Genomic DNA, 21,774 nt, shown 5'->3' on the forward strand with positions numbered 1-21,774 from the left:
CATGGCGAAGTACCTGCTTCTGATCTTCGGCGACGAACGCGTGTGGGCCGGCCGCTCCCCGCAGGACCGGTTGCGCAACGACGAAGGCCACCGGGCGTTCGCGGCCGCCGCCGGCACCGCGGTCCTCGGCGGCAACGAGCTGACCGAGGCGTCGGTGGCGACGACGCTGCGTGCCGACCCGGCCGGCCGGATCACCGTCACGGACGGCCCGTTCCTGGAGACGAAGGAAGCACTCGGCGGGTACTACCTCGTCGAGGCCGCTGACCTGGACGAGGTGGTCAGGCTCGCCAGGCTCCTGCCGGAGCTCGCCGACGGGCATAGCGGCGTCGAGATCCGTCCGGTCGTCGAACACGGATGAGCGACGACGTCGTCGCGGCGGTGTCCGAGGCACACCGCCGCGAGTGGGCCCAGGTGCTCGCCGCCACGGCATACCTGACACGCGATCTCGACCTGGCGGAGGAGTGCGCCCAGGAGGCATACGCGCAGGCGTTGCGGACCTGGCCGCAGACCGGAGTGCCGGACCGGCCGGGCGCCTGGCTCACCACGACGGCCCGCAACCGGGCGGTGGACGCCATGCGCCGGGACGCGCTGCTGCGCCGGACGCTGCCGCTGCTGGTGTCCGACGGCGCGGCGCCGGGGCCGGAGGACGGACTGCTCGACGACGACCGCCTGCGGCTCGTCTTCACCTGCTGCCACCCGGCACTGTCCCGCGACGCGCAGGTCGCCCTGACGCTGCGGCTGATCTGCGGCCTCTCGACGGCCGAGGTGGCCCGCGCCTTCCTGACCCAGGAGGCGACGATGGCCGCGCGGATCACGCGGGCCAAGAAGAAGATCGCCGCGGCCCGGATCCCCTACCGCGTGCCCACGCCGGACCAGCTCGCCGAACGGGTGGACGCCGTCCTTGACGTGATCCACCTGATCTTCACGACCGGCCACACGGCGCCGATCGGCCCCGACCTCGTCCGCCGCGACCTCGTCGACGCGGCGGTCAACCTGGCCCGCATGCTGCACCTGCTCATGCCCACCAACGGCGCGACGGGCGCACTGCTCGCGCTCCTGCTGCTCACCGACGCCCGCCGGGACACGCGCGTCGACGCCGGTGGACGCCTGCAACTCCTGGCGGAGCAGGACCGCACCCGGTGGGATACCCGGCAGATCGGCGAGGGGGTGGCGTTGGTGACCGACGCCCTGCGGCGACGGCCACCGACGCGGTATGCCGTCGAGGCCGCGATCGCCGCCGTGCACGCCGAGGCCCCCAGCTGGGAGGACACCGACTGGCCGGAGATCGTCGGCCTGTACGACGTACTGCTGGAACTGTGGCCCTCGCCCGTGGTGGCGCTGAACCGGGCCGTGGCCGTGAGCTATCGCGACGGCCCACTCGCCGGGCTCGCCCTGTTGGAGTCCCTGCTCGCCGAGCCCGCCCTGGCTCCATACAGCTACCTCAGCGCCGCTCGCGCCGACCTCCTCCGCCGACTGTCCCGATGGGAGGAGGCGGCCGCGGCCTACGCGGAGGCGCTGGCGCTGACGGACAACGACGTCGAACGCGAGTTCCTGCTGCGGCGGCTCGCCGAGGTGCGCAGTCACCTCATGAAGAGACCCAAACTGTAGGATGTTGCGCACCATCGATCGATAGGGTGATGCGGCATCATCGATCTCGGTGGGGAAGCAGCACCGCCGCCTGATCACTGCCGCGAGCCGTTGGCACCTGCGGTGATGTCGGCACCGCAGTTCTAGGTGGCGACCGACGACCCGTCGCAACGAGAATCGCCTCCCAAAGGTCGTGGCGCTCGGGAGGCAAATGCAGGTATGGCATGCCTTCCGCGAAGGCGACTCCTAGAACGTCGAGTTCGCAGGGTCGGTAGGGCCTGCCGAGCGCGCTGGCCACATCCCAGGCGTGGACGTGCCACTCGACTGCGTACACGCCTATGCCGCTGCCCACGGACCAGATCGCCTCGCCGTAGCTGTACAGACTGCGGTTCCATTCGATCAGCGCTCGGCTGAGGTAGGACCGACTGAGCATCTCGAAGAGCCGGACTCTTCCGAAACTGGATGTGATCCGCAAGCCAGACAGATCAACGGCGTTCTGCCTGGCAAGGTCATCCTCTTCGAGCACTGGGACTGGGTGGAATCTAACTGCCTTAGCCATCGTCCGATGGGCGTCGATGGCGGTGCAGGCGAGATGTCCGACCAGGTCAAATAGGTTCCAGGCGTCGCACGGGGTGCTGTGCATCCAGTCTGCGGGAGTCAACGCTCGTGTCATTTTCAAGATCGCGTCGACTGCCTCCAGGTAGGCCGTTGAGATGATTCCGCGATCGAGGGTGCATGGTTGCGTTGGCGGCAATGTCATCGTGTAGAGGTCAGCCCTCCGCAGGATGTCTTGGTGCCACGAGCTCGATTGCCGGAGGGCTGACGTCGGGGTCGCCTGCCGTGGCCACGCGGAATCCGGCCGCGTCCCATGTCCTGCCGCCAATTATCAGGCGCCAGAGTCCGTTCAGCGACCTACGAACGAACTTCCGCAGGCTCTTGGCCGAGTCTTTGATGTCGCGATAGGAGCCACTTCTCAGCATCGTGTAAAAGGTGCCGACGAAGAGTACGGTCAGTCCACCTAGGAGGGGGCTGCGCGCTCCCATCAGATGAGCGGCGATCACCCCCGTGGCCCCGGTCAGGATGGTGATCAGGTAGCGGGTGCCTGTCCCTGGCGCGAGTATGAGCAGGGCGGCGGCCATGCCTGCGCCTATCCCCACGAGGAGGTAGTCGGGCCTTGCCGGCGGCTGCGCCAATGCCATGCCCCAGCTTGCCGATACGATGAAATTCGCGAAGATGGCAATGTTCCAAGGCGCAAAGACTCGGCCGCGCGCTACCAGAACGCGCTGGTGGCCTCCGTTCGGTGGAGCGTGCTCCCGACGTGTGCTCAGTGTGGCCACGATACCGAGAGGCTTCAGTAGGGCGAGCAAGTGGGGCTTGTCGACCAGACCGGACTGGTAGGTCCATTCTCCCGATGGTGTCACCGTGCAATAGCTGGTCGCTTCCGAGGCCCAGTTCAGGAGCACGAACATGATCCCGTAGATGGCAAATGCCAGATACCCCAGGGTCGCTGTTTCGTCCAGCCAGGACAAGCCGGCGAAGTGTATGCCCAACGCAGCCCTAATGGCATAGCCGACGCCTACGAAGGTCCACACCGGCAGCACCATCCGTGCAGCCCGCAACCCTTCGTATATCAGGGCAGTCCCGAAGACGGCAACGATGAATAGACACATCAGCATGAGCTCGTCAGCCAGGACGCCGATGACGACGGCGACTGCCAATCTAATCACGATACCGATGGCGCTGGCCCGTAGATTGTTGCGGAATGTCTCCTGGCTGTTTCCGTGCGGCAACCGCCCGCGCGCCACCCGCTCAGAATGAAGGTCGTCCTCCGGCGCACCACGGAGGTCGTTCAACTGATAGCGCGCCTGGAATACCAGATATTCCACTGAGATCCACATGACGGCAAACCGCCAGAAGTCTCCGGAGCCGGTTGCGAGATAGGTGACAAGCCACGCACCAGGGGCATTGAGGAACTTGATCCAATCTTCCGGTCGTGGCATGAGCAGGTAGCTGCCGATGCTCCGTTCCCCGTCGCGCGGCGCACCATGATCAAGCGAGGGTAAACCCACCGGTGTTCGAACGAACTTGCGGGCTGCGTAGGCAAACAGGCCACGCCCGCCAACTGTTGCGGCTTGCAGTTCGATCAGGAAGAGGAGCAGCATTGCTCCATAGGCGACTATCATGACGAGAGCGGTGCGAGAATCGACGTGTAGTCCGATTCCGATCGTCAGCACGAGAAAGGCGGCGACAACCACAACGAGGAACATGTTTGAAAGGATTCGGTAGCCTGCCCTGCCACGGCGCTGGCTACTCACTTCAAGGGTGATTCCGGTGAGGGACGGATACGCGACGCCGGGGAGGCTTGACAGCTGGTTGCCGTACTTGCGGAGTTCGGTCTCCAGCGCGCGGAGGTAGAAGCCCCGAATTGTTCCGACAGTTCCCAGCATTTGAAAGAATGCGAAGATGGCCAGTGGCACCATGGGCGCTGCGGCCAATATCTCGTTCGGTAGCCTGACGCAGTTGGCGGTCTGGCCGAATTGACAGGTGGTCCCGACCAGGGCGATCATCGCGCCAAGCAGGGTGATGTCAATGCTCAGGCCGGCGGCCTGGACGCCCAGGATTGATCTATCGTCATCCCGGGCCATCTGATAATCGAGCAGAAGAACCGACAGCTGTGAACCACTGGCTTCGTCGACCTTCGGTTCCATTGGGCCTCTCGGGTGGGGACACGGAGCGCTCGTCAATTGGCTGGCACGATGATACGTCGCTGAGGCAAGGCTGGATACGTCAAGACACAAACACCTGAATTTGCGCTTTTCGGCGTCTTGGCCACATTGCACGGTGTGATTTGGGCATCGATCTCTTTTGTCGTATTCCGCGTCGATGGCCGGCAGATTGGGCCTGGTGTTGCGGGTGGATGCACCTTGCACGGGTCGGAACGCTTCAGCCGCGAGCGGGACGTCGCTGGGCGTGTAAGCGCTGGCGTCGTGCTAATGCGCTGATCGCTCAAGCCGGGGAGTTCTGGTGCGGTCTGTTCCTCGGCGATATGGATCGTCTCCGCGGCAATCCAGATAGGTGGGTTCGCTGAGGTGGTCGGACCCAGTTCAGGCGGTGAAGCAGTACGAGTCGCTGGAGGCGTCTCCGCCCTGCAGCCGCACCTGGTGCACGCGCAGCCCGCGGAAGTCGTCGGTGTGCCGGAGGAACCGTTCGTCCGCGGTCAGCCCGCCTCGCTCGACGTCGGCGTCGAACTTCGTCAGCCAGGCGCCGACGCCGTCGGGGTAGAAGACCTCGTCCCAGGCGGCGTACAGCGAGTTGGTGAGGTAGACCCGTTTGCCGTCGCGACTTATCTCGATCATCTGCGGTGCCCCGGACAGGGGCAGGTCGGGTGCCGCCGGATGGGCCTGCCGGCGCACGATCCCGCCGAGCCGCACGGACGCGGTCTCCCGGGGGTGGAGCGGGTCGCTCACGTCGTACTGCTTGAGTTCTCCCGTGCCCCAGCACGAGACGTAGAGCCAGCGGTCGTCCACGGACAGGTCGATGTCGGTGACCAGCGGTGGCACCGCCCCGAAGGGCTGGAGCGCCGGGGGTAGCCGCGCCGGGTCGGCCGGTTCGGCCGGGATCGTGATGATCTTGTGTACGGTGAAGCCGTCATCGCCCTTGCGCCACAGCCACACCGATGCGGACAGGTCCTCGACGCTGATGACGACGCCAGCGAAGCCGTAGGCCTGTGCCGGGTCGTGAGCCGGACGCAGCTCGAGCACCATCTGATGTTCGTCGCCGAGGTCGATGCGCTGCACGAGGCGGCGCTCGGACATGCTCCAGAAGTTCAGGTGGTGACCGAATCTGCGGCCGAGCAGATCCTCCGGACGGAGACCGTTCTCGATCATCGACGGGGTCCCCCACTCCGAGGTGATGACCGTGTCGTGGTTCAGGTGCCACCACACGTCGTAGGCGAAGTACTGATCGCCGCGGTCCTGTTCCCATGCCCCGATCACGTCGAACGTCTCGTGGTCGAGCAGTGCCACACCGCCTGGACCGTCGCCGTCGGCGCCGCCCAGCGCGGACATGAAGATGGCGCCCGGCCCGCAGTGCAGGGTGTGCGGCCGGGAGTAGCCGGCCTTGGCGGCGAGTTCGCCGGCTTCGATGGTGCGGACCACCGTCGGCGCCCGCGGGTCGGGTTTGGTGTCGAGGAGGTAGGTACGCGACGAGCGCAGCCCCGGGACGATGAGGTACCTGCGTTCGAGGTGGCCGGCGTGCCCGCCGTGACAGAGCGCGCTGGAGCAGGCGTTCCAGCCGAAGTGGTGCAGCTCGTTCCCGGCGGTCGGCAGCTCGGCCCAGCCGACGACTTCGCCGTACGTCGCCGAGCCCGCGTCGCAGTCCAATACGGCGATGGCGTCGTGCTGCCGGCCCGCGGGGTCGAACGCCGCGACATAGGCGAGTTTTTCCGTCGGCCCGGAGATGGCTTCGCGAGGGCTGCGGTAAAAGGTCGGATCTGTCATTCGGTCAACCTCCTGGAGGGCCGATGTGCCCGCGGAACGGCGCCGATGTCTCCGGGTGTCACCCCATGTGCGTTTCGAGCCTGAAGATCATCACCTAATTCTAGGTATCTCGACGGCGTGGGGTGGCCTTAAAAGGGTCTATATAGCAAAGTTCGCGATTGCCGCATGAAAGAATTTTGTGCAGGAAAGGAGTGCATATGTATGCAACCGTACGCCGTTACGAGGGAGTGACCGACCCCCCCGAGGCGGGGCGGCGCGTGCAAGAGGGGTTTGTCCCGATCATCAGCGCGGTTCCGGGCATCGTCGCCTATTTCTGGGTCGACGCTGGAAACGGCGTGATGCTGTCGACGAGCGTTTTCGAGAGCCGGGACGGCGCGGAGGAGTCGAACCGGAGGGCAGCCGACTGGGTGAAGGAGAATCTGGCGTCGCTGCTTCCGAACCCGCCCCAGATCACCGCCGGAGAGGTCGTCGCGCACCGGGCGAGTTGAGGGACCGTCGTGATCACCCGGTCACGACGGTCAGGTCCGCGGTGAAGTCGCGGTCCAGGGGGAACATCGGCCGCGCCACGTTGCGGTACGGCAGCCGCGCGAGATCCTGGTCGACCCCGCCGGGGGTCAGCGCGAGCAGCCAGTCACCTGCCGCGTCGAACAGTTCGGGCTCCAGGTAGCCGATCTTCACCACCACGACGTCGACCGCGTCGACCGCGACCCCCAGCCGGGCGTACGACTCCAGCAGCCGGTACTGCATCCGCCGCGAGGTGAGGAACACGCTCAGCCCGCCGACGCGCACGCTGACGCACCGCCCGCCGTCGGGATCGTCGGCGACGGCCTCCAGCACACCGTCCAGCAGCAGCGGCCCCGGGTCGCGCGGGTCGATGCGCCCGCCGGCCGTCACCCGCACCGGCGAGCCGAGGGGCCGGTCGGCGACCTCTGCGACGGCCTGCGGGTCCACCAGCGAGGCGAACACGGCCCGCCGCGAGCCGTCGCGGATCTCGGGCCGGGCCAGCAGGCGTGCCACGGCGAAGGTGACGTCGTCGGCGCCGCCGGCCCCGGGGTTGTCACCGGAGTCGCTGACGAAGAACGGCCGCCGAGCCGGGTCGGTTACCGCGGCCAGGGCGGTGTCGAGGCATTCGTCCATCGTGCCGGTCGGGGCGACGAACGCGAACTCGTCGCGGGCCGCCCAGAAGCGCTCCCCGAGTTCGCGGGCCGCGTCGGCGGTCGCCTCCGCGTCGGTGCCGGTGACGACGACCGCGCCCTGGCAGCGGGCCTGGTCGGCCCAGGCGTACCCGATCCAGACCGCCGCATCGACGATGCCGTCGCGGGCCTCGATCTCCGGGACGCTCGCGTACAGGCCGAGCGCCGGCTCCTCGCGGGTGCTGGTCATCTCACCGGGCAGCAGGATCGGCACGTGGACGAGGGCCTTGTGCGGCCGCTGCCCACGGCGCAGCGCCTCGACCAGGTTGCGGGCGGCGCGTTCGCGGGTCTCCCACACGTCGACGTGCGGGGCGGTCCGGTAGCAGGTGAGCAGGTCGCAGGCGTCGAACAGCACCCGGGACACGTTGCCGTGCAGGTCCATCGCGGTGGACACGTACGGCTGCGTCCCGAGTGCGGAGCGGATGGCGGTGATCAGGTCGCCCTCGGCGTCGTCGCGCCCGACGACGCTCATCGCTCCGTGGAAGTCGACCAGCATGCCGTCCAGCGGCCCTGCCGCGGTGAGCCCGTGCACGATCTCGGCCGCCCACGCCTCGTAGGCCGCCGGTTCGACCGCCCCGCCGGGCAGGGCACGGGCGTGCACGAGCGGGATCCACTCGACGTCGGCGGCCCACGGCCGGGCGAGCCAGTCGTAGCGTGCCAGCAGGGCGTCGCCCCGGGTGACCTCGAAGTCGTCAGCAGTGCTCAGGTGCGGGGAGAACGTGCTGGACTCGATGTGAATGCCACCGATGGCGATGCGAAGGGGGCGGGACATGGTCGGCTCCTAGCTCGGCGAAGGCGTACCGTGATCGGCCGGACTTGGACCGTATCCTGCTGAAAGCGACCGATTGACGGAGGGTGGCCTGCACTGCCGCCGTGCCTCGGGGATACATTCTGCGCCGTGACGACGGTGGAGATCTGCGTGAGCGATGTGCCGACCGCGCTGGTCGCCGAGGCGGCCGGAGCCGACCGGCTGGAACTGTGCGCCGATCTCGGCCAGGGCGGCACCACGCCCAGCCTGGGCGCCGTCGAGGTGGCCCTGCGCTGCCTGCGCAGCGCGGGACTGCGGGTCATGGTCCGTCCCCGCGGTGGCGACTTCCGGGTCAGCGAGGTCGAGGAGCAGGTCATGCTCGCCGACATCGCGGCCGTTCGCGCCCTGCCCAACCCGCACGGGCTCGCGCTCGGGGTGGTCGTCGGCGCCGTGACCGGCGACGGCGGCCTCGACCTGCCCGTCCTGCGCCGCCTGATCGAGGCGGCCGGGCCGCTGCCGGTGACCGTGCACAAGGCCTTCGACGAGGTCGACGACCAGCTCACCGCGCTTGAGGAGATCATCGACCTCGGTGCGGACGCGGTCCTCACCTCCGGCGCGGCCCCCACCGCGCTGGACGGCGCGGCGCGCATCGCCACGCTGCGGGAACACGCCGGCGACCGGCTGCGCGTGATTGCCGCGGGCGGCATCCGATCGCACAACATCGAGCTGGTGCTCGCCCGGACCGGGGCACGGGAGCTGCACCTGCGCGCACCGGTGCGCCGCGACGGCCGCGAGGCCACCGACGGCGACGAGGTACGCCGGGTCGTCGACGCCGTCCGCGCCGCCTGACCCTCAGGGACGGGGCGGGTCGGCGTACGTCCGGGCGAGTGCGGCGACGGTGGCGGCGATGCGCCCGCGCAGCACCGCCGGCGCCAGCACCTCGACCTGCGCGCCCAACCGCAGGAACTGCATCTCGGCGTGGCGGTCGGTCTCGATCGGCACGCGCGCCACGATCCAGCCGTCGGGCTGCCGCTCACCGGCGGCCACGGCGTCGGCGACGGCCTGGCCCATCAGGTGCGGCAGCAGCTCCAGCGCCTCGGGGGAGAACCGGGCCAGCGCCTCACCCCGCACCAGCCGCGCGCGGAAGTCGGCGATGTGCTCGTGCCAGTGCGCGACCAGGTCGAACCCGTCCGGCCAGGTGAACTCCTCCGCCAGCACGGTCAGCTCCCGGATCTGGCTGACCCGGAACGTGCGCAGGCCCCGCGCGGCGCGGGCCACCAGATACCACTTGCCCGCCTTGAGGACCAGCCCGTACGGCTCCAGCCGGTGCTCGGCGGAGCCGGTCCAGTTCTCGTAGCTGACGGCCAGGGTGCGCTGACGCCATACGGCGTCGGCGAGGGCGGCCAGGTGTTCGGAGCTGTCGCGGTCGGCGTACCAGCCGGGGGTGTCGAGGTGGAAGCGCCGCCGCATGCGGGCGGTGCGCTCGCGCAGCGCGTCCGGCAGCGCGGCGGCGAGCTTGAGTTGCGCGGCGGCCACCGCCTCGGCCAGGCCGAGGTCTGCGGCGACCCCGGGCAGCTCGGCGAGCACGAGGCCGCGGGCCTCGGCGGCGGTGAGCCCGGTCAGCTGGGTGCGGTAGCCGTCGATCAGGCCGTAGCCGGTGATGTCGCCGTAGACGGGGATGCCCGCCGTGCCCAGGGCCTGCATGTCCCGGTAGATGGTGCGGGCGGAGACCTCCAGCTCGGCGGCGAGCTGGTGGGCGGTCTGCCGGCCGCGGCTCTGCAGCAGCAGGACGATGGAGAGCAATCGGTCGGCGCGCATGTGCCGAAGTCTGCCGCCGAGCACTGACAGAACATGTCAGGGGTGCGGCCATAGCGTCCCCTCCATGACGAACACTGATTTCGACTTCCTCGCCGGCACGTGGGACAGCGTCCAGCGCCGCCTGGTCAAGGTGCTGGCCGGCCAGGACGAGTGGTACGAGTTCGACGCGACCCTGGACTGCCAGGTGCTGTTCGGCGGCACCGGTGTGCTCGACGTGCTCCGCGCCCCGGAGCGTGGCTACGAGGGTGTCGCGCTGCGGCTGTTCAGCCCCGACGAGCAGGTGTGGCGCATCTGGTGGGCCTCCAAGAACACCGGCGGCGTGCTCGATAACCCGGTCGTCGGCCGTTTCGAGGGCACCGTCGGCACGTTCGAGTGCGACGACGTGTGGGAGGGCACCCCGATCCGGGTCCGCTACCGCTGGTCGCAGACCGACACCGAGCACCCCCGCTGGGAGCAGGCCTTCTCCACCGACGACGGGGCCACCTGGGAGGTCAACTGGACGGCCGACTTCACCCGTCGCGCCTGACCCGCGCCGCCGACCCGGGACGGCGACTACTCTGGGCGCGTGCCTGCCGTCCTGTGGACCCGCCGCGCGCTCGCGTTCGATCTGCTGGTCGGGTTCGGCGTGCTCGGCCTGACCCTGCTGGAGATCCGCAACCCGCTGTCCCCGCCCAGCCTCATGTGGCTCGGCGCGGTGATGGCGGCCGCGATCGTGCTGCGCCGGCGGCTGCCGCTGACCGCGCTGGCGGTGATCTCGACCGCGGCCCTGGCGCAGGCGCTCTTCTACGCGCCGGAGAACCAGCCGCTGCCGTTCGACCTGGCGGTCCTGGCGGGCATGTACGCGGTGGTCAAGTACGGCCGCAGGATGTGGCACGCGTATCTGGCCGCCGCCGTGATCGCGCTCGGCATAGCGGTCGTGGTCGCCCGCCAGGGCGACGCGACAAGGTGGTGGGCGCTCGCACTCTGGTACGTCGGGGTCTGCGGCGGGGTGTGGCTGATGGCGTACACGATGCGCCAGCGGCGGATCTACGTCGCCGGGCTGGAGGAGCGCGCGGCGACGCTGGAACGCGAACGCGGCCACCTGGCCCGGATCGCGGTCGCCGACGAGCGCGCCGCGATCGCCCGGGAACTGCACGACGTGGTTGCGCACAGCCTCGCCGTCATGATCGTGCAGGCCGACGGGGGCCGCTACGCCTTCGACGCCGATCCGGGCAAGGCCCGCGAAGCGCTGGCGACGGTCGCGGCGACCGGCCGCGACGCGCTGGAGGACATGCGCCTGCTGGTCGGCGTCCTGCGCGGGGCGGGCCCGGAGGCCGAGCCGCAGTCGCGCCGGCGGGTCACCCTGGCCGAGATCGACGCCCTGGTCGACGGGGCCCGGTCGGCCGGTCTGGCGGTCACCGTCGACACGCGGCTGCCGCAGGCCGTGACCCCCGCCGTCGAGCTGGCGGTCTATCGCATCACCCAGGAGGCGCTGACCAATGTGCTGCGTCACGCGGGCCCTGGCGCGGCGGTGACGCTGTCCCTGGTCGAGCAGGGCGGCGCGGTGGCGGTGTCGGTGGACGACGACGGCGGCGCGCGCCCGCGCGTGCCGGCCGCGCGCGAGGCCGGGCACGGCCTGACCGGGATGCGTGAGCGGGTGGCCGTGCACGGCGGGGTGCTGACGGCCGGGCCGCGGCCCGGGGGCGGCTGGAGCCTGCGGGCGGAGGTGCCGCTGTGAGGGTCCTCATCGTCGACGACCAGCCCCTGGTCCGGGCCGGGCTGGAGATGATCCTGTCGTCGCAGCCGGACATGACGGTGGCCGGGCAGGCCGGCGACGGCGCCGAGGCGGTCCGGCTCGTCGGCGACCTCGCCGGGACGGCGGCCGCCGTCGACGTCGTGGTCATGGACATCCGGATGCCGATCATGGACGGGGTGGAGGCCACCCGGCTGCTGAGCGCCGCCGGGCCGACGCCGCGGGTGATCGTGCTGACGACGTTCGACGGCGACGCGGACGCGTTCGCCGCGCTGCAGGCGGGCGCGAGCGGGTTCCTGCTCAAGAACGCCCCGCCCGAGGAACTGCTCGCCGCCCTACGCGCGGTCGCGGGCGGCGACGCGGTGGTCGCGCCGCGGGTCACGCGGCGGCTGCTGGAGCATTTCGCCGGCCGGTTCGTGCCGCCGCCCGCGCCGGACTCCCGGGTGGCCGCGCTGACCGACCGCGAGCGCGAGGTCGTGCTCGCGGTAGCCGCGGGGCTGTCCAACGCGGAGATCGCCGGCGAGCTGGTCGTGGCGGAGGCGACGGTGAAGACGCACGTGGGACGGATCCTGACGAAGCTGGGCCTGCGGGACCGGGTCCAGGTCGTCGTGTTCGCGTACGAGTCGGGCCTGGTGCGCCCGGGTCCGGGCGCACCAGGCGGCCGTTAGAGGTCGGCCATCGCCGCCACGATCGAGGCCTTCGCCGCGCGCCGAGCGGGCAGGACCGCCGCGGCCGCGGCCGCCGCGGCGGCGAGCGCGACGAGCCCGGCCAGCCACCCCCACGGCACGACGACGATCGGCCCGACGGCGCCGAACTGGGCCCTGACGATGAGCGGGCCGTAGCTCAGCCCGAAGGCGATACCGATCACGGCGCCCACGGCGCCCATCAGCAGCGCCTCGATGAGCAGCGTGGCACGCAGCTGGGCACGGGTCAGGCCGATGGCGCGCATGGTCGCCGACTCGCGGGTCCGTTCGACGACCGACAGCGACAGCGTGTTGGCGATGCCGAACAGGGCGATCAGCACCGCGGTGCCCAGCAGCCCGCCGAACAGGCCGAGCAAGGCGTTGATCTGGGTGGCCAGGTCGCGGGTCAGATCGGCGATGCTGTTGATCTCCAGCAGGGGGTACGCCGTGGCGACCTGATTCAGGGCGTCGCGTGAGCTGGTGGCGCTGACCTGCGGGGCGGCCTTGGCCAGCACGACGGTGTCGTCGCCGGGGCCGGCCAGGTCGGTGAACCGGTCCCAGGACACCAGCGCGTCGATCTGCTCGATGCCGGGGATCGCCAGCGGCGCGGTGCCGGCCACCGTCAGGGTCTGCGTACGCGTGCCGACGGTGACGGTGACCGAGTCGCCGACCCGCAGGTGCTGCGTGACGCGGTTCGCGCTGGAGACGACGACGGTGCCCGCGTCGAGGGCGTGCGTGCCGCTGGCCGTGGACGGCGTGATCAGCGTGCCGTACGCCGACGGGTCGACGGCGGCGATGACCGCGCGGGCGCCGTCCAGTCGCGCCTCGCCCTCGCGCGCCTGCGCGATCCCGCTGAACTCGGGCCGGGCGCGCAGCTGCTGGGCGAATCCGGCCGGGATGGCGGCCTGCCGGTCGTTGTCGTAGCGGACCCCCGCCATCGCGTAGTCGACCGGGTAGTGGCCCACCAGCTGGTCCTCGGCGGTGGCCTTGAGGCTGCCCAGCAGGACGCTGCACAGTGCGAGCAGCCCGATGCCGATCATCAGGGTGGCGGTGGTAGTCGCGGTGCGCCCGGGGTTGCGCCGCGCGTTGGCCACGGCGACCTTCGCGGGCGTGCCGAGCACCGCCGCGAAAGGCCGGCCGACGGCGGCGGTGACGGCGCCGATGTACAGCGGCGCGGCGATCAGCACGCCGAGGAACGCCAGCACACCCCCGCCGACGATGGTGAACGTCGCGACCTGCGAGTCGCTCGTGCCGACCCCGGCGACCGTGACGGCGATCCCGCCGCCCGCGGCGAGCAGTGCCGCGAGCGCGCGGACGATCCGCCGGGCGCGGCCGGTGACCACGGCGGTGGGCAGCTCCCGCAGCGCCGCCAGCGGCGACGTGCGGGTGGCCCGCAGCGCGGGCAGTAGCGCCGCCACCACGGTCACGCCGAGCCCGATGGCGAACCCGGCGAGCACCGGGCCAGTGCCGACCACGACCGGGTGCGCGGGCAGGTTCGCGTGCACGGCGTCGTTGAGCAGCCCGAACAGCGCGTAAGCGACGCCGATGCCGAACAGGATGCCGCCCGCCGCGCCGACCGTGCCGATCAGGGCGGCCTCGGCCAGCGTCGCGGTGAACACCTGCCGGCGGGTCGCGCCCAGGCAGCGCAGCAGCGCGGTCTCCCGGATGCGCTGCGCCAGCAGGATCGCGAACGTGTTGTAGATGACGAACGCGGCCACGACCAGCGAGATCACGCCGAAGATGAGCAGCGCGGAGGTGAACTCCGTCGCGACGGACGTCGCCTCATCGGCCAGGTCGGTGCGGCGCTGGTCGCCGGTGGACACCCGTGGCCCGGCCCCCAGCGCGGCCTGGACCTGCCGGGCCAGCGCGTCCTGGGCGACGCCGCCGGCCGCGGTCACCGTGATCTCCTCGTAGCCGCGCACCCCCGTCCGGGCGGCCAGTTCCGCCGCGGGCAGCCCGACCACGGTCGACCCGGAGTAGGTCATGGACACCCCGAAGTCGATGAGCCCGACCAGCGTGTACGAGTGCCGCGCCCCCGCCGCGTCGACCACCACGACGCTGTCGCCGGTGCGGTAGCGCTGGTGGGACGCGGTCTCGGTGTCCAGCACCGCTTCGCCCGGACCGGCGGGCACCCGGCCGTCGATGTCGAACGGCCGGGTGCGCGGATCGCCGTCGGTGGACACCGCCACACCGGCCCGGGAGAAGTTCGTGATCGGACGCCCGGCGGGGTCGAGCAGCGCCAGCGGTCCGCTGGACCGTCCGTCGGCGCCGGCCACGCCCGGCACCGCCCGCACCGCGGCGAGCTGGGCGTCGGTGAGCAGTTCCGGCTGCCCGCCGGAGCCGGTCGGGGCCAGCACGGCGACGTCGACGTTCTGGGCCAGGCGGGCGAAGGTGTCGTAGAAACCGGCCCGCGCGGTGTCCCCGAAGATCAGGGTGCCGGCGACGAAGCCGACGCCGAGCACGACCGCGATCAGGGTGGCGAGCAAACGCCGGGTGTGGGCGCGCAGGCCCGCCAGGACTGTCCGCAGCACCGCTCACGCCCCGAGGTTCTTGAGCGCGTCGAGCACGCTGTCGGCGGTCGGGTCGGCCAGGTCGCCGGCGAGCCGGCCGTCGGCGAGCAGCACCACCCGGTCGGCGAACGCGGCGGCGTTGGGGTCATGGGTGACCATGACGACGGTCTGGCCCAGCTCGCGCACGCTGTGCCGCAGGAACCCGAGCACCTGCTGTCCGGCGCGGGAGTCGAGGTTGCCGGTGGGCTCGTCGGCGAAGATCACATCAGGCCGGGGCAGCATCGCCCGCGCGCACGCCACGCGCTGCTGCTGGCCGCCGGACAGCTGGCTGGGCGTGTGCCCGAGGCGGTCGGCCAGGCCCAGCACCTCGACCACCGTCGCCTCCCAGGCCGGGTCGGCGCGCCGTCCGGCCAGGTCGAGCGGCAGCAGCATGTTCTGCCGGGCGGTGAGCGTCGGCAGCAGGTTGAACTGCTGGAACACGAACCCGATTCGGGTACGCCGCAACCGGGTCAGCGACGTGTCGTCCAGGCCCGTCAGGTCGGTGGCCGCACCGGCGGCGTCGAACAGGCGCACCGTGCCGGTGGTGACCGTGTCCAGGCCGGCCGCGCAGTGCATCAGCGTCGACTTACCGGAGCCCGACGGGCCCATGATCGCGGTGAAGCGGCCGGCGTCGAAGGTGACGCTGACGTCGTCGAGTGCGGTCACGGCGGTGTCGCCGCCACCGTAGACCTTGGTCAGGCCGGTGACCGCCACCGCCGGGCGGGTGATCGTCGCGGATGTCATGGCTGTCGACCGTAGGCGGGGCGCGGCGGGTCCACATCCACAGCGAGGACGTACCGCTCGTACGACCTGGGGCGTACGGGCGGGGTCAGGGGCGCAGGGCGGCGGTGACCTCACGGAGGTACGCGAGACCGGCGGTGGCCAGCTCGTCCTGGGTGGGGGCCAGCGGACGCCAGATGGCGGCGGCGACCGCGATGGCCTCGTTCTCCCCGGTGAACGACTCGATGCAGATCGGGCCGCGGTATCCGGTGCCGGCCAGCGCGCCGAGCCAGCGCGGCCAGTCGAGGTGGTCGCGGCCGGGCGCGCCGCGGTCGCTGCCGGAGACCTGCACGTGCACGATGCGCGTCCCGGCCAGGGTGACCGCGGCGTACGGATCGGACTCCTCGATGTTCATGTGGTAGCTGTCGAGCATGATGCCGACGTTGTCGGGCAGGCCGTCGATCGCCTCCAGGGTCTGCGCCATGGTGTTGACGACCGAGGTCTCGTACCGGTTCAGCGCCTCGATCCCGACGGCGACACCGCGCTCGGCGGCGTACTCGGCGATCGGCTCCAATGCCGACCGCAGCTGCCGGTAGCAGTCCAGCCGCTCGGCGGGCGACATGCGCCAGAGCCGCCCGACGGCCGCGTAGACGGGACCGCAGACGCTGGGCGCGCCGAGCACGGCGGCCGCGTCGACCAGCCCGCGCAGGTAGTCCTGCGAGCCGCGTACCGTCTCGGCGTCGGTGCAGACCAGGTCGCGGCCGGGCGGGGTGACCGCGAGCACCGCCGCGGCGGCCAGGCCGTGTTCGGCGAGCAGGTCGCGGACCAGGCCGGGGGACCAGTCGCCCGGGTTCTCGACGGGGATCTCGATCGCGTCGAAACCCCAGGCGGCGATGCGGGGGACGAGTTCGCGCAGCGCGTCGTCGTCCACGGGTGAGGTCCAGATCCACGGGTTGGCTCCGACGGCGAACACGACGCACCTCTTTCGTTGGCGAGAAAGGCGGCCGCCCCGGGAGGAGGGCGGCCGCCGTGGTGACTCGGAGGGTTACTTGCCGCCCCAGTCCTTGGGGTAGCCGGGCAGGGTGGCGCAGCCGCACATGGCGTAGTGCAGCGGCGGCATGTCCGCCTGCACGTACTGGCCCAGGTTGTCCTGGGTGATGGTCGGCTGGGGCAGCTTCCAGGGGCTGGCCACGGCCTCACCGTTGAGGATCTTCAGCGCCGCGATGACCGGGGTGCGCCACTGGTAGGTGGGGTAGGTCGGGGCGATCGCGGTGAGCTTCTTGTCCTGCCACATCTTGAGGAAGTCCTGCTGGTCCTCGCCGACGATGGCCGGGAACGGCTTGCCCGCGTCCTCGAACGCCTCCGCGGCCGCGACGGCGGTGGCGCCGGCGTCCATCCAGATGCCGTCGATGTCGCCGAAGCGCTGGAGGTAGTTGCTGACGATGGTCTTGGTCTTGGCCGCGTCACCGTCGGTGAACTCGACGCCGACGACGTCCAGGTCGGACTTGTCGAAGACGACCTTCGCCGCGCCCCAGCGGGCTTCGAGCACGTCGACGCCGGGCAGGATGCGCAGCGCGAGGATCTTGCCCTTCGGCTTGACCTTCTCGACGAGGAACTCCGCGCCGGTCGCGCCGAACGCGTACCCGCCGATGGGGTTGATGAAGGTGACCGGGCACTTGGTGTTGACACCGCGGTCGAACACGATGACCGGCACCTTCGCGCACGCCTGCTCGACGGCCGGGGTCAGCGTCGCGGTGGTGTTGGGGGAGACGATGAGCGCGTCGCAGCCCTTGCCGAGCAGGTCGGTGATGTCGGAGATCTGCTTGTCGTCCTTGCTCTCCGCGTCGGCCACGGTGAACGTCTTGATCTCCGGGTGCAGCTTCACCTCGGCCTGCATGTTCTTGAACCCGACCTGCCGCCACGGGTTGCCGACGCCGGCGTTGGAGAAGCACAGGTGGTACGGGCCGGCCTTCTTGTACTTGGCGGTGTCCACGGTCTTCGGGTCCAGCGCCTGCTCCCACGGCTTGTCCGCGGGGCCGGTGGCCGACTTGGTACGCAGCGCCAGCTCGTTGTCGTGGTCGGCCTGGACGAAGAACTTCGACGTCTCGCCGGTGCCGGCCCCGCTGGGCCCGGCGCTGGGCGACGCGCCGGGCACGTCGCTGGTGCAGCCGACCACGCCCACCGCCACGGCGGTGCACACGGCCAGCAGGAAGGGTGTGCTTCTCCTCATGCGCGTTCCTCTCGGTTTCATCTCAGGGCGGTTCAGTAGGGCGTTCAGGTACGGCGGCGCAGCGTGCCGACGGCGACGGCGGCGAGGATGATCAGGCCCTGCACGGCGGAGCTGAGCGCGCCGGAGACGCCGAGCAGGTTGAGTAGCGTGAGCAGGGTCTGCAGGGTGAGCGCGCCGAGCATGGCCCCGGCGACCGAGCCGCGCCCGCCGCCGAGCACCACCCCGCCGAGCACGACCGCGGTGATGGCGGTGAACTCCAGTCCCTGCCCCACCTGGAAGGACACCCCGCCGAAGCCGCCGAGCAGGATCGCGGCGACGGCCGCGGCCAGGCCGCTGGCCAGGAAGGCGATGGTGCGCACCCGGGCGGTGCGGGCGCCGGTGACCCGGGCCGCGCGCGGGTTGTCGCCGACGGCCAGCAGCACCTTGCCGAAGTCCGACCGCATCGCCAGCACCGCGAGGACCGCGATCCCGGCCAGGACCAGCACCGCGTACGGCAGCTGCCCCAGCACCGGCACCCCGTCGATGCCCCGGCGGCCGAACTGCCGGAACTCCTCCGACAGCGCACCGCGCGGCGAGCCGCCGGTCCAGGTGTAGACCGCGCCGACGAGCACCAGGTACATGCCGAGCGTGGTGATGAACGACGGCACCTGCAGCAGCGTGGTGACCAGGCCGTTGACCAGGCCGATGAGCAGCCCGAAGCCGAGCAGCAGCGCGATCACGGGCCAGGTCGCGGCCGGGTCGCCGTCGATGAGCCGGGCGGCGATCACCACCTCGGCGGTGACCAGCGAGCCGACGGACAGGTCGAAGTCGCCCGCGACGATGACGAAGTACTGCCCGGCGGCCAGGATGATCAGCGGGGCGGCGCGTTTGAGGAACGCCAGCAGCACCGGCGGGTCGTAGAAGTCGGGCTGGCGGATGCCGACCGCGATCAGCAGCAGCACCAGGATGATCAGCACCGGCCGGATGCTGCCCACACCCCAGCCGCTGCGCCCGCCGCCGCCCAGCCCGGAGGAGACGGCCGGTGCGGAGCCAGTGGGTGTGGCGAGTTCGGTGCTCATGCCTTCTCCTCGCTGCGCTCGTCGGCGGCATGTCCGGACCTGCTGATTCGCTCGCTCATGCCACGGCCGCCTTCCGCCGGTCGGAGGTGCGGCGCAGGCGCAGCGCGTACACCGCGACCGCGGCGACGATGACCACGCCGCGGACCATCTGCTTGAAGAAGGAGTCGACTTCGAGCTGGTTGAACACGCCGTCGATGACGGCCAGCAGCAGGACACCGCCGACGGTGCCGGTCACCCCGCCCCGGCCGCCGGCGAGCACCGTGCCGCCGAGCACCACGGCCGCGATCGACTCCAGGTCGTAGCCGCCCTCCGCGCCGACCCGCGGCGCGCCCGCGCCCAGCCGGCTGGCCAGGTAGAGCCCGGCGATGCCGGCGCACAGCGAGCAGATGACGTGGGTGCGGATCAGCACCCGTTCGGTGCGCACGCCGGACAGCCGGGCGACGTCGAGGTCGCCGCCGGTCGCGATCAGGTGGTGGCCGTAGCGGGTGCTGCGCAGGGTGAACCAGACCGCGGCGGCCACGGCGGCGAACAGCAGGAACGACAGCGGGATCGGGCCGACGCGGTCGTAGCCCAGGTGCTGGAACGAGGTGGGCACGCTGCCTGCCGGTCCGGCGTACCCCTGTTCCAGGTAGCCCTTGATGAGCAGGCCGACGCCGAGCGTCGCGATGAACGCGTTGATCCGCAGCTTGGTGATCAGCAGGCCGTTGAGCAGCCCGATCGCGGCGGACACGGCCAGCACGGCGAGGATCGCCGGCAGCACCATGCCGTCGGAGCCGGCCATCGTCTCGGCGGCGACCAGCGACGTCAGGCTGATCACGTACGCCACGGACAGGTCGAGCGAGCCGGCGAGGATGGCGATGGTCTGTCCGACCGCGACGATGCCGAGCCCGGCGGCGCGCTGGAGCAGGCTGATCATGCTCGACTCGCTGAACAGCGAACCGCCGTCGAGGGCGACCAGCGTGCCGCCGACGATCAGCGCCACGGCCAGGGCAGGCCACACGCCGTTGGTGGCGTCGAGCTGCGGCAGCCGCAGCCGGCGCACCATGTCCTTGCTCATGCCGTCTCCCCGCTGCGCTCGTCGGCGGCATTTCCGGGCCTGCGGATTCGCTCGCGTTGCTCGCTCATGCCGTCTCCTCGCTGCGCTCGTCGGCGGCATTTCCGGGCCTGCGGATTCGCTCGCGTTGCTCGCTCATGCCGGCACTTCCGTGTTCGTGGCGGCCCCGGTGGCCAGGCTCATCACGGCCTCCTCGCTCGACCCGGCAGGCAGCTCGCCCGCGATCGCGCCGTCGCGCATGACGACGATGCGGTCGCTCATCCCGATCAGCTCGGGCAGCTCCGAAGAGATCATCAGCACGGCCGCGCCGTCGGCGGCGAGCTTGCGGATCAGGTCGTGGATCGCGGCCTTCGCGCCGACGTCGATGCCTCGGGTGGGCTCGTCGAACAGCAGCACCCGCGGTTTCATCGCCAGCCAGCGGGCCAGGATCACCTTCTGCTGGTTGCCGCCGGACAGGTAGCGGATCTCCTGCTCGGTGCCCGCGGCGTGCACCTCGACGGCGTCGAGCAGCTCGCGCACGGTGGTGGCGCGGGCGTTGCGGGCGAACCAGCGGGGGGTCACCGCGCGCTGGGCGAGCAGGGCGTTGTCGAGCACGGACTGGCTGAGCGCGAGGCCTTCGCCCTTGCGGTCCTCGGTGACGTACGCGATGCCTGCCCGCACGGCCTGGCGCGGCGAGCGCACCCGCACCGGCACCCCGTCGAGCAGCAGCTGCCCGGTGCGGAAGCCGTCGATGCCGAACACGGCGCGGGCCAGCGCGGAACGGCCGGAGCCCTGCAGCCCGCCGACGCCGAGCACCTCGCCGGAACGCAGTTCCAGGTCGACGGGGCGCAGGCGGTCGTTGCCGGCGGCGGACAGCTGCAACCGGGACGCCCCGGCGCTGCCGGGTGCGGCGCGCTCGGGGTAGTAGTGCGACAGCTCACGGCCGACCATGTGCCGGACCAGGGTGTCGGCGGTCGCCTCGGCGGTGTCGAGGGTGGCCACCCGGCGGCCGTCCTTGAGCACGGTGATCCGGTCGGACAGGTCGAAGACCTCGGCGAGCCGGTGCGAGACGTAGAGGATGCCGATGCCGCGCTGCTGCAGTCGCCGGACGAGGGCGTAGAGCAGCTCGACCTCGTGGTCGGCCAGCGAGGCGGTGGGCTCGTCCATGATGAGCACCCGCGCGTCCAGCGCGAGCGCCTTGACGATCTCGACGACCTGCTGCTGGGCGACGCTGAGCCGGCCGACCTTCGCCTGCGGCGCGATCGCGGATTCGCCGATGCCCGCCAGCAGTTCGGCGGTGCGGGCCTGCATGGCCCGGCGGTCGACCAGGCCGCGGCGCGACGGCTCGCGGCCGAGGAAGACGTTCTCGGCGACGGTGCGCTCCGGGAGCAGGTTGAACTCCTGGTGGATGATCCCGACGCCGGCGGCCTGCGCGGCCCGGGGGTCCGGCAGCGTCACCGGCCGGCCCGACAGTTCCAGGGCGCCGGCGTCGGGCTGGTACACCCCGCTGGCGATCTTCATCAGGGTGGACTTGCCGGCGCCGTTCTCGCCGACCAGCGCGTGCACCTGTCCGGGGTGGAGGTCGAGGTCGACGTCGTCGAGCACGCGTACCCCGAAGAACGACTTGCCGACCCCGCGCATTCGCAGCAGGGGCTGGTCGCTGTCTGGCTGCACCGCACCTCCTCGATCGTTTCGGGTTGAGGCCGGAGGCTTCCCGTACTTTCGTTGGTGTAGCAAGAACTTTTGCTGTCCTGATCGGAAGTCTTGGCGTCGGACGTTAAACGTTGTCGCTCGATCTAGCAAGCCTGTAACGAGCTAGAAATGGTCACGGTTCTGCATTGATGCATCTAGCAGGGGGGATGTGAGCGCTCACGTGGCTTTCTCCGGACTGGACAGTAGTTTTGCCGCTCGGACAACTAACTTT

19 protein-coding genes are annotated in these 21,774 nt (G+C 70.9%); 7 read left to right on the forward strand and 12 right to left on the reverse strand.

Annotated elements, in window-relative coordinates:
• Nucleotide 1: 1 nt before the first annotated feature.
• Both HAV39_RS10065 and HAV39_RS10070 read left to right on the forward strand, forming a co-directional pair.
• Nucleotides 2-358 carry a YciI family protein gene (locus HAV39_RS10065; protein ID WP_191838891.1) on the forward strand — a complete coding sequence of 119 codons (357 nt, stop codon included), beginning with the start codon at nt 2-4 and terminating at the stop codon, nt 356-358.
• Nucleotides 355-1,608, forward strand: coding sequence for an RNA polymerase sigma factor (locus HAV39_RS10070; RefSeq protein ID WP_191838892.1), 1,254 nt, complete (start codon nt 355-357; stop codon nt 1,606-1,608). The genes HAV39_RS10065 and HAV39_RS10070 overlap by 4 nt, the downstream gene beginning before the upstream one ends.
• Before the next feature lie 37 nt (nt 1,609-1,645).
• On the opposite strand, the gene HAV39_RS10075 is transcribed toward HAV39_RS10070, so the two are convergent.
• The 3 genes from HAV39_RS10075 to HAV39_RS10085 all read right to left on the reverse strand — a co-directional run bounded on the left by HAV39_RS10075 (nt 1,646) and on the right by HAV39_RS10085 (nt 6,086).
• Nucleotides 1,646-2,347, reverse strand: a complete 702-nt coding sequence (locus HAV39_RS10075; protein ID WP_191838893.1) for a maleylpyruvate isomerase N-terminal domain-containing protein — start codon at nt 2,345-2,347, stop codon at nt 1,646-1,648.
• Between the two features lie 10 nt (nt 2,348-2,357).
• Nucleotides 2,358-4,295 carry a hypothetical protein gene (locus HAV39_RS10080; protein WP_191838894.1) on the reverse strand — a complete coding sequence of 646 codons (1,938 nt, stop codon included), beginning with the start codon at nt 4,293-4,295 and terminating at the stop codon, nt 2,358-2,360.
• A 396-nt stretch (nt 4,296-4,691) separates the two neighbouring features.
• On the reverse strand, nt 4,692-6,086 hold the full coding sequence (locus tag HAV39_RS10085) for a selenium-binding protein SBP56-related protein (protein WP_191838895.1): 1,395 nt from the start codon (nt 6,084-6,086) through the stop codon (nt 4,692-4,694).
• Between the two features lie 197 nt (nt 6,087-6,283).
• Here HAV39_RS10085 and HAV39_RS10090 point away from each other — a divergent pair, with 197 nt between their 5' ends.
• Nucleotides 6,284-6,574 (forward strand): hypothetical protein, encoded by a 291-nt coding sequence (locus HAV39_RS10090; RefSeq protein WP_191838896.1) that lies wholly within the window; start codon nt 6,284-6,286, stop codon nt 6,572-6,574.
• A gap of 13 nt (nt 6,575-6,587) precedes the next feature.
• Here HAV39_RS10090 and HAV39_RS10095 read toward each other — a convergent pair whose 3' ends face one another.
• Nucleotides 6,588-8,051 (reverse strand): M81 family metallopeptidase, encoded by a 1,464-nt coding sequence (locus HAV39_RS10095; RefSeq protein ID WP_191838897.1) that lies wholly within the window; start codon nt 8,049-8,051, stop codon nt 6,588-6,590.
• Between the two features lie 126 nt (nt 8,052-8,177).
• Here HAV39_RS10095 and HAV39_RS10100 point away from each other — a divergent pair, with 126 nt between their 5' ends.
• The gene (locus HAV39_RS10100) at nt 8,178-8,876 is read left to right on the forward strand and encodes a copper homeostasis protein CutC (RefSeq protein ID WP_191838898.1); all 699 of its coding nucleotides are present in this window, start codon (nt 8,178-8,180) and stop codon (nt 8,874-8,876) included.
• 3 nt (nt 8,877-8,879) lie between these two features.
• Here HAV39_RS10100 and HAV39_RS10105 read toward each other — a convergent pair whose 3' ends face one another.
• A complete protein-coding gene (locus HAV39_RS10105; RefSeq protein WP_191838899.1) occupies nt 8,880-9,845 on the reverse strand; it encodes a helix-turn-helix transcriptional regulator in 966 nt (321 codons plus the stop codon).
• A gap of 64 nt (nt 9,846-9,909) precedes the next feature.
• On the opposite strand from HAV39_RS10105, the gene HAV39_RS10110 reads away from it, so the two are divergent.
• From HAV39_RS10110 to HAV39_RS10120, 3 genes are read left to right on the forward strand one after another with little or no spacing between them, the layout of a single operon-like run.
• Nucleotides 9,910-10,371, forward strand: a complete 462-nt coding sequence (locus HAV39_RS10110) for a hypothetical protein (RefSeq protein ID WP_191838900.1) — start codon at nt 9,910-9,912, stop codon at nt 10,369-10,371.
• A 39-nt stretch (nt 10,372-10,410) separates the two neighbouring features.
• The gene (locus HAV39_RS10115; RefSeq protein ID WP_191838901.1) at nt 10,411-11,562 is read left to right on the forward strand and encodes a sensor histidine kinase; all 1,152 of its coding nucleotides are present in this window, start codon (nt 10,411-10,413) and stop codon (nt 11,560-11,562) included.
• A complete protein-coding gene (locus HAV39_RS10120; RefSeq protein ID WP_275413927.1) occupies nt 11,559-12,245 on the forward strand; it encodes a response regulator in 687 nt (228 codons plus the stop codon). Before HAV39_RS10115 ends, HAV39_RS10120 begins: the two co-directional genes overlap by 4 nt.
• Here HAV39_RS10120 and HAV39_RS10125 read toward each other — a convergent pair.
• From HAV39_RS10125 to HAV39_RS10155, 7 genes are all read right to left on the reverse strand, one after another.
• Entirely contained in the window at nt 12,242-14,791 is a 2,550-nt protein-coding gene (locus HAV39_RS10125; RefSeq protein ID WP_191838902.1) for an ABC transporter permease, read from the reverse strand. The two genes, HAV39_RS10120 and HAV39_RS10125, sit on opposite strands and share 4 nt — an antisense overlap.
• Before the next feature lie 3 nt (nt 14,792-14,794).
• On the reverse strand, nt 14,795-15,553 hold the full coding sequence (locus tag HAV39_RS10130; protein WP_191838903.1) for an ABC transporter ATP-binding protein: 759 nt from the start codon (nt 15,551-15,553) through the stop codon (nt 14,795-14,797).
• An 85-nt stretch (nt 15,554-15,638) separates the two neighbouring features.
• Nucleotides 15,639-16,502 carry a sugar phosphate isomerase/epimerase family protein gene (locus HAV39_RS10135; protein ID WP_191838904.1) on the reverse strand — a complete coding sequence of 288 codons (864 nt, stop codon included), beginning with the start codon at nt 16,500-16,502 and terminating at the stop codon, nt 15,639-15,641.
• Nucleotides 16,503-16,574: 72 nt separating this feature from the next.
• On the reverse strand, nt 16,575-17,759 hold the full coding sequence (locus tag HAV39_RS10140; protein ID WP_191838905.1) for a substrate-binding domain-containing protein: 1,185 nt from the start codon (nt 17,757-17,759) through the stop codon (nt 16,575-16,577).
• 44 nt (nt 17,760-17,803) lie between these two features.
• Nucleotides 17,804-18,817, reverse strand: coding sequence for an ABC transporter permease (locus tag HAV39_RS10145; protein ID WP_191838906.1), 1,014 nt, complete (start codon nt 18,815-18,817; stop codon nt 17,804-17,806).
• 55 nt (nt 18,818-18,872) lie between these two features.
• A complete protein-coding gene (locus tag HAV39_RS10150; RefSeq protein WP_239120582.1) occupies nt 18,873-19,874 on the reverse strand; it encodes an ABC transporter permease in 1,002 nt (333 codons plus the stop codon).
• Nucleotides 19,875-20,006: 132 nt separating this feature from the next.
• The gene (locus tag HAV39_RS10155) at nt 20,007-21,524 is read right to left on the reverse strand and encodes a sugar ABC transporter ATP-binding protein (protein ID WP_239120583.1); all 1,518 of its coding nucleotides are present in this window, start codon (nt 21,522-21,524) and stop codon (nt 20,007-20,009) included.
• Between the last annotated feature and the right edge of the window lie 250 nt (nt 21,525-21,774).

Origin of the sequence: Catellatospora chokoriensis (genome assembly GCF_011297315.1) — a bacterium.
Lineage (GTDB): Bacteria > Actinomycetota > Actinomycetes > Mycobacteriales > Micromonosporaceae > Catellatospora > Catellatospora citrea.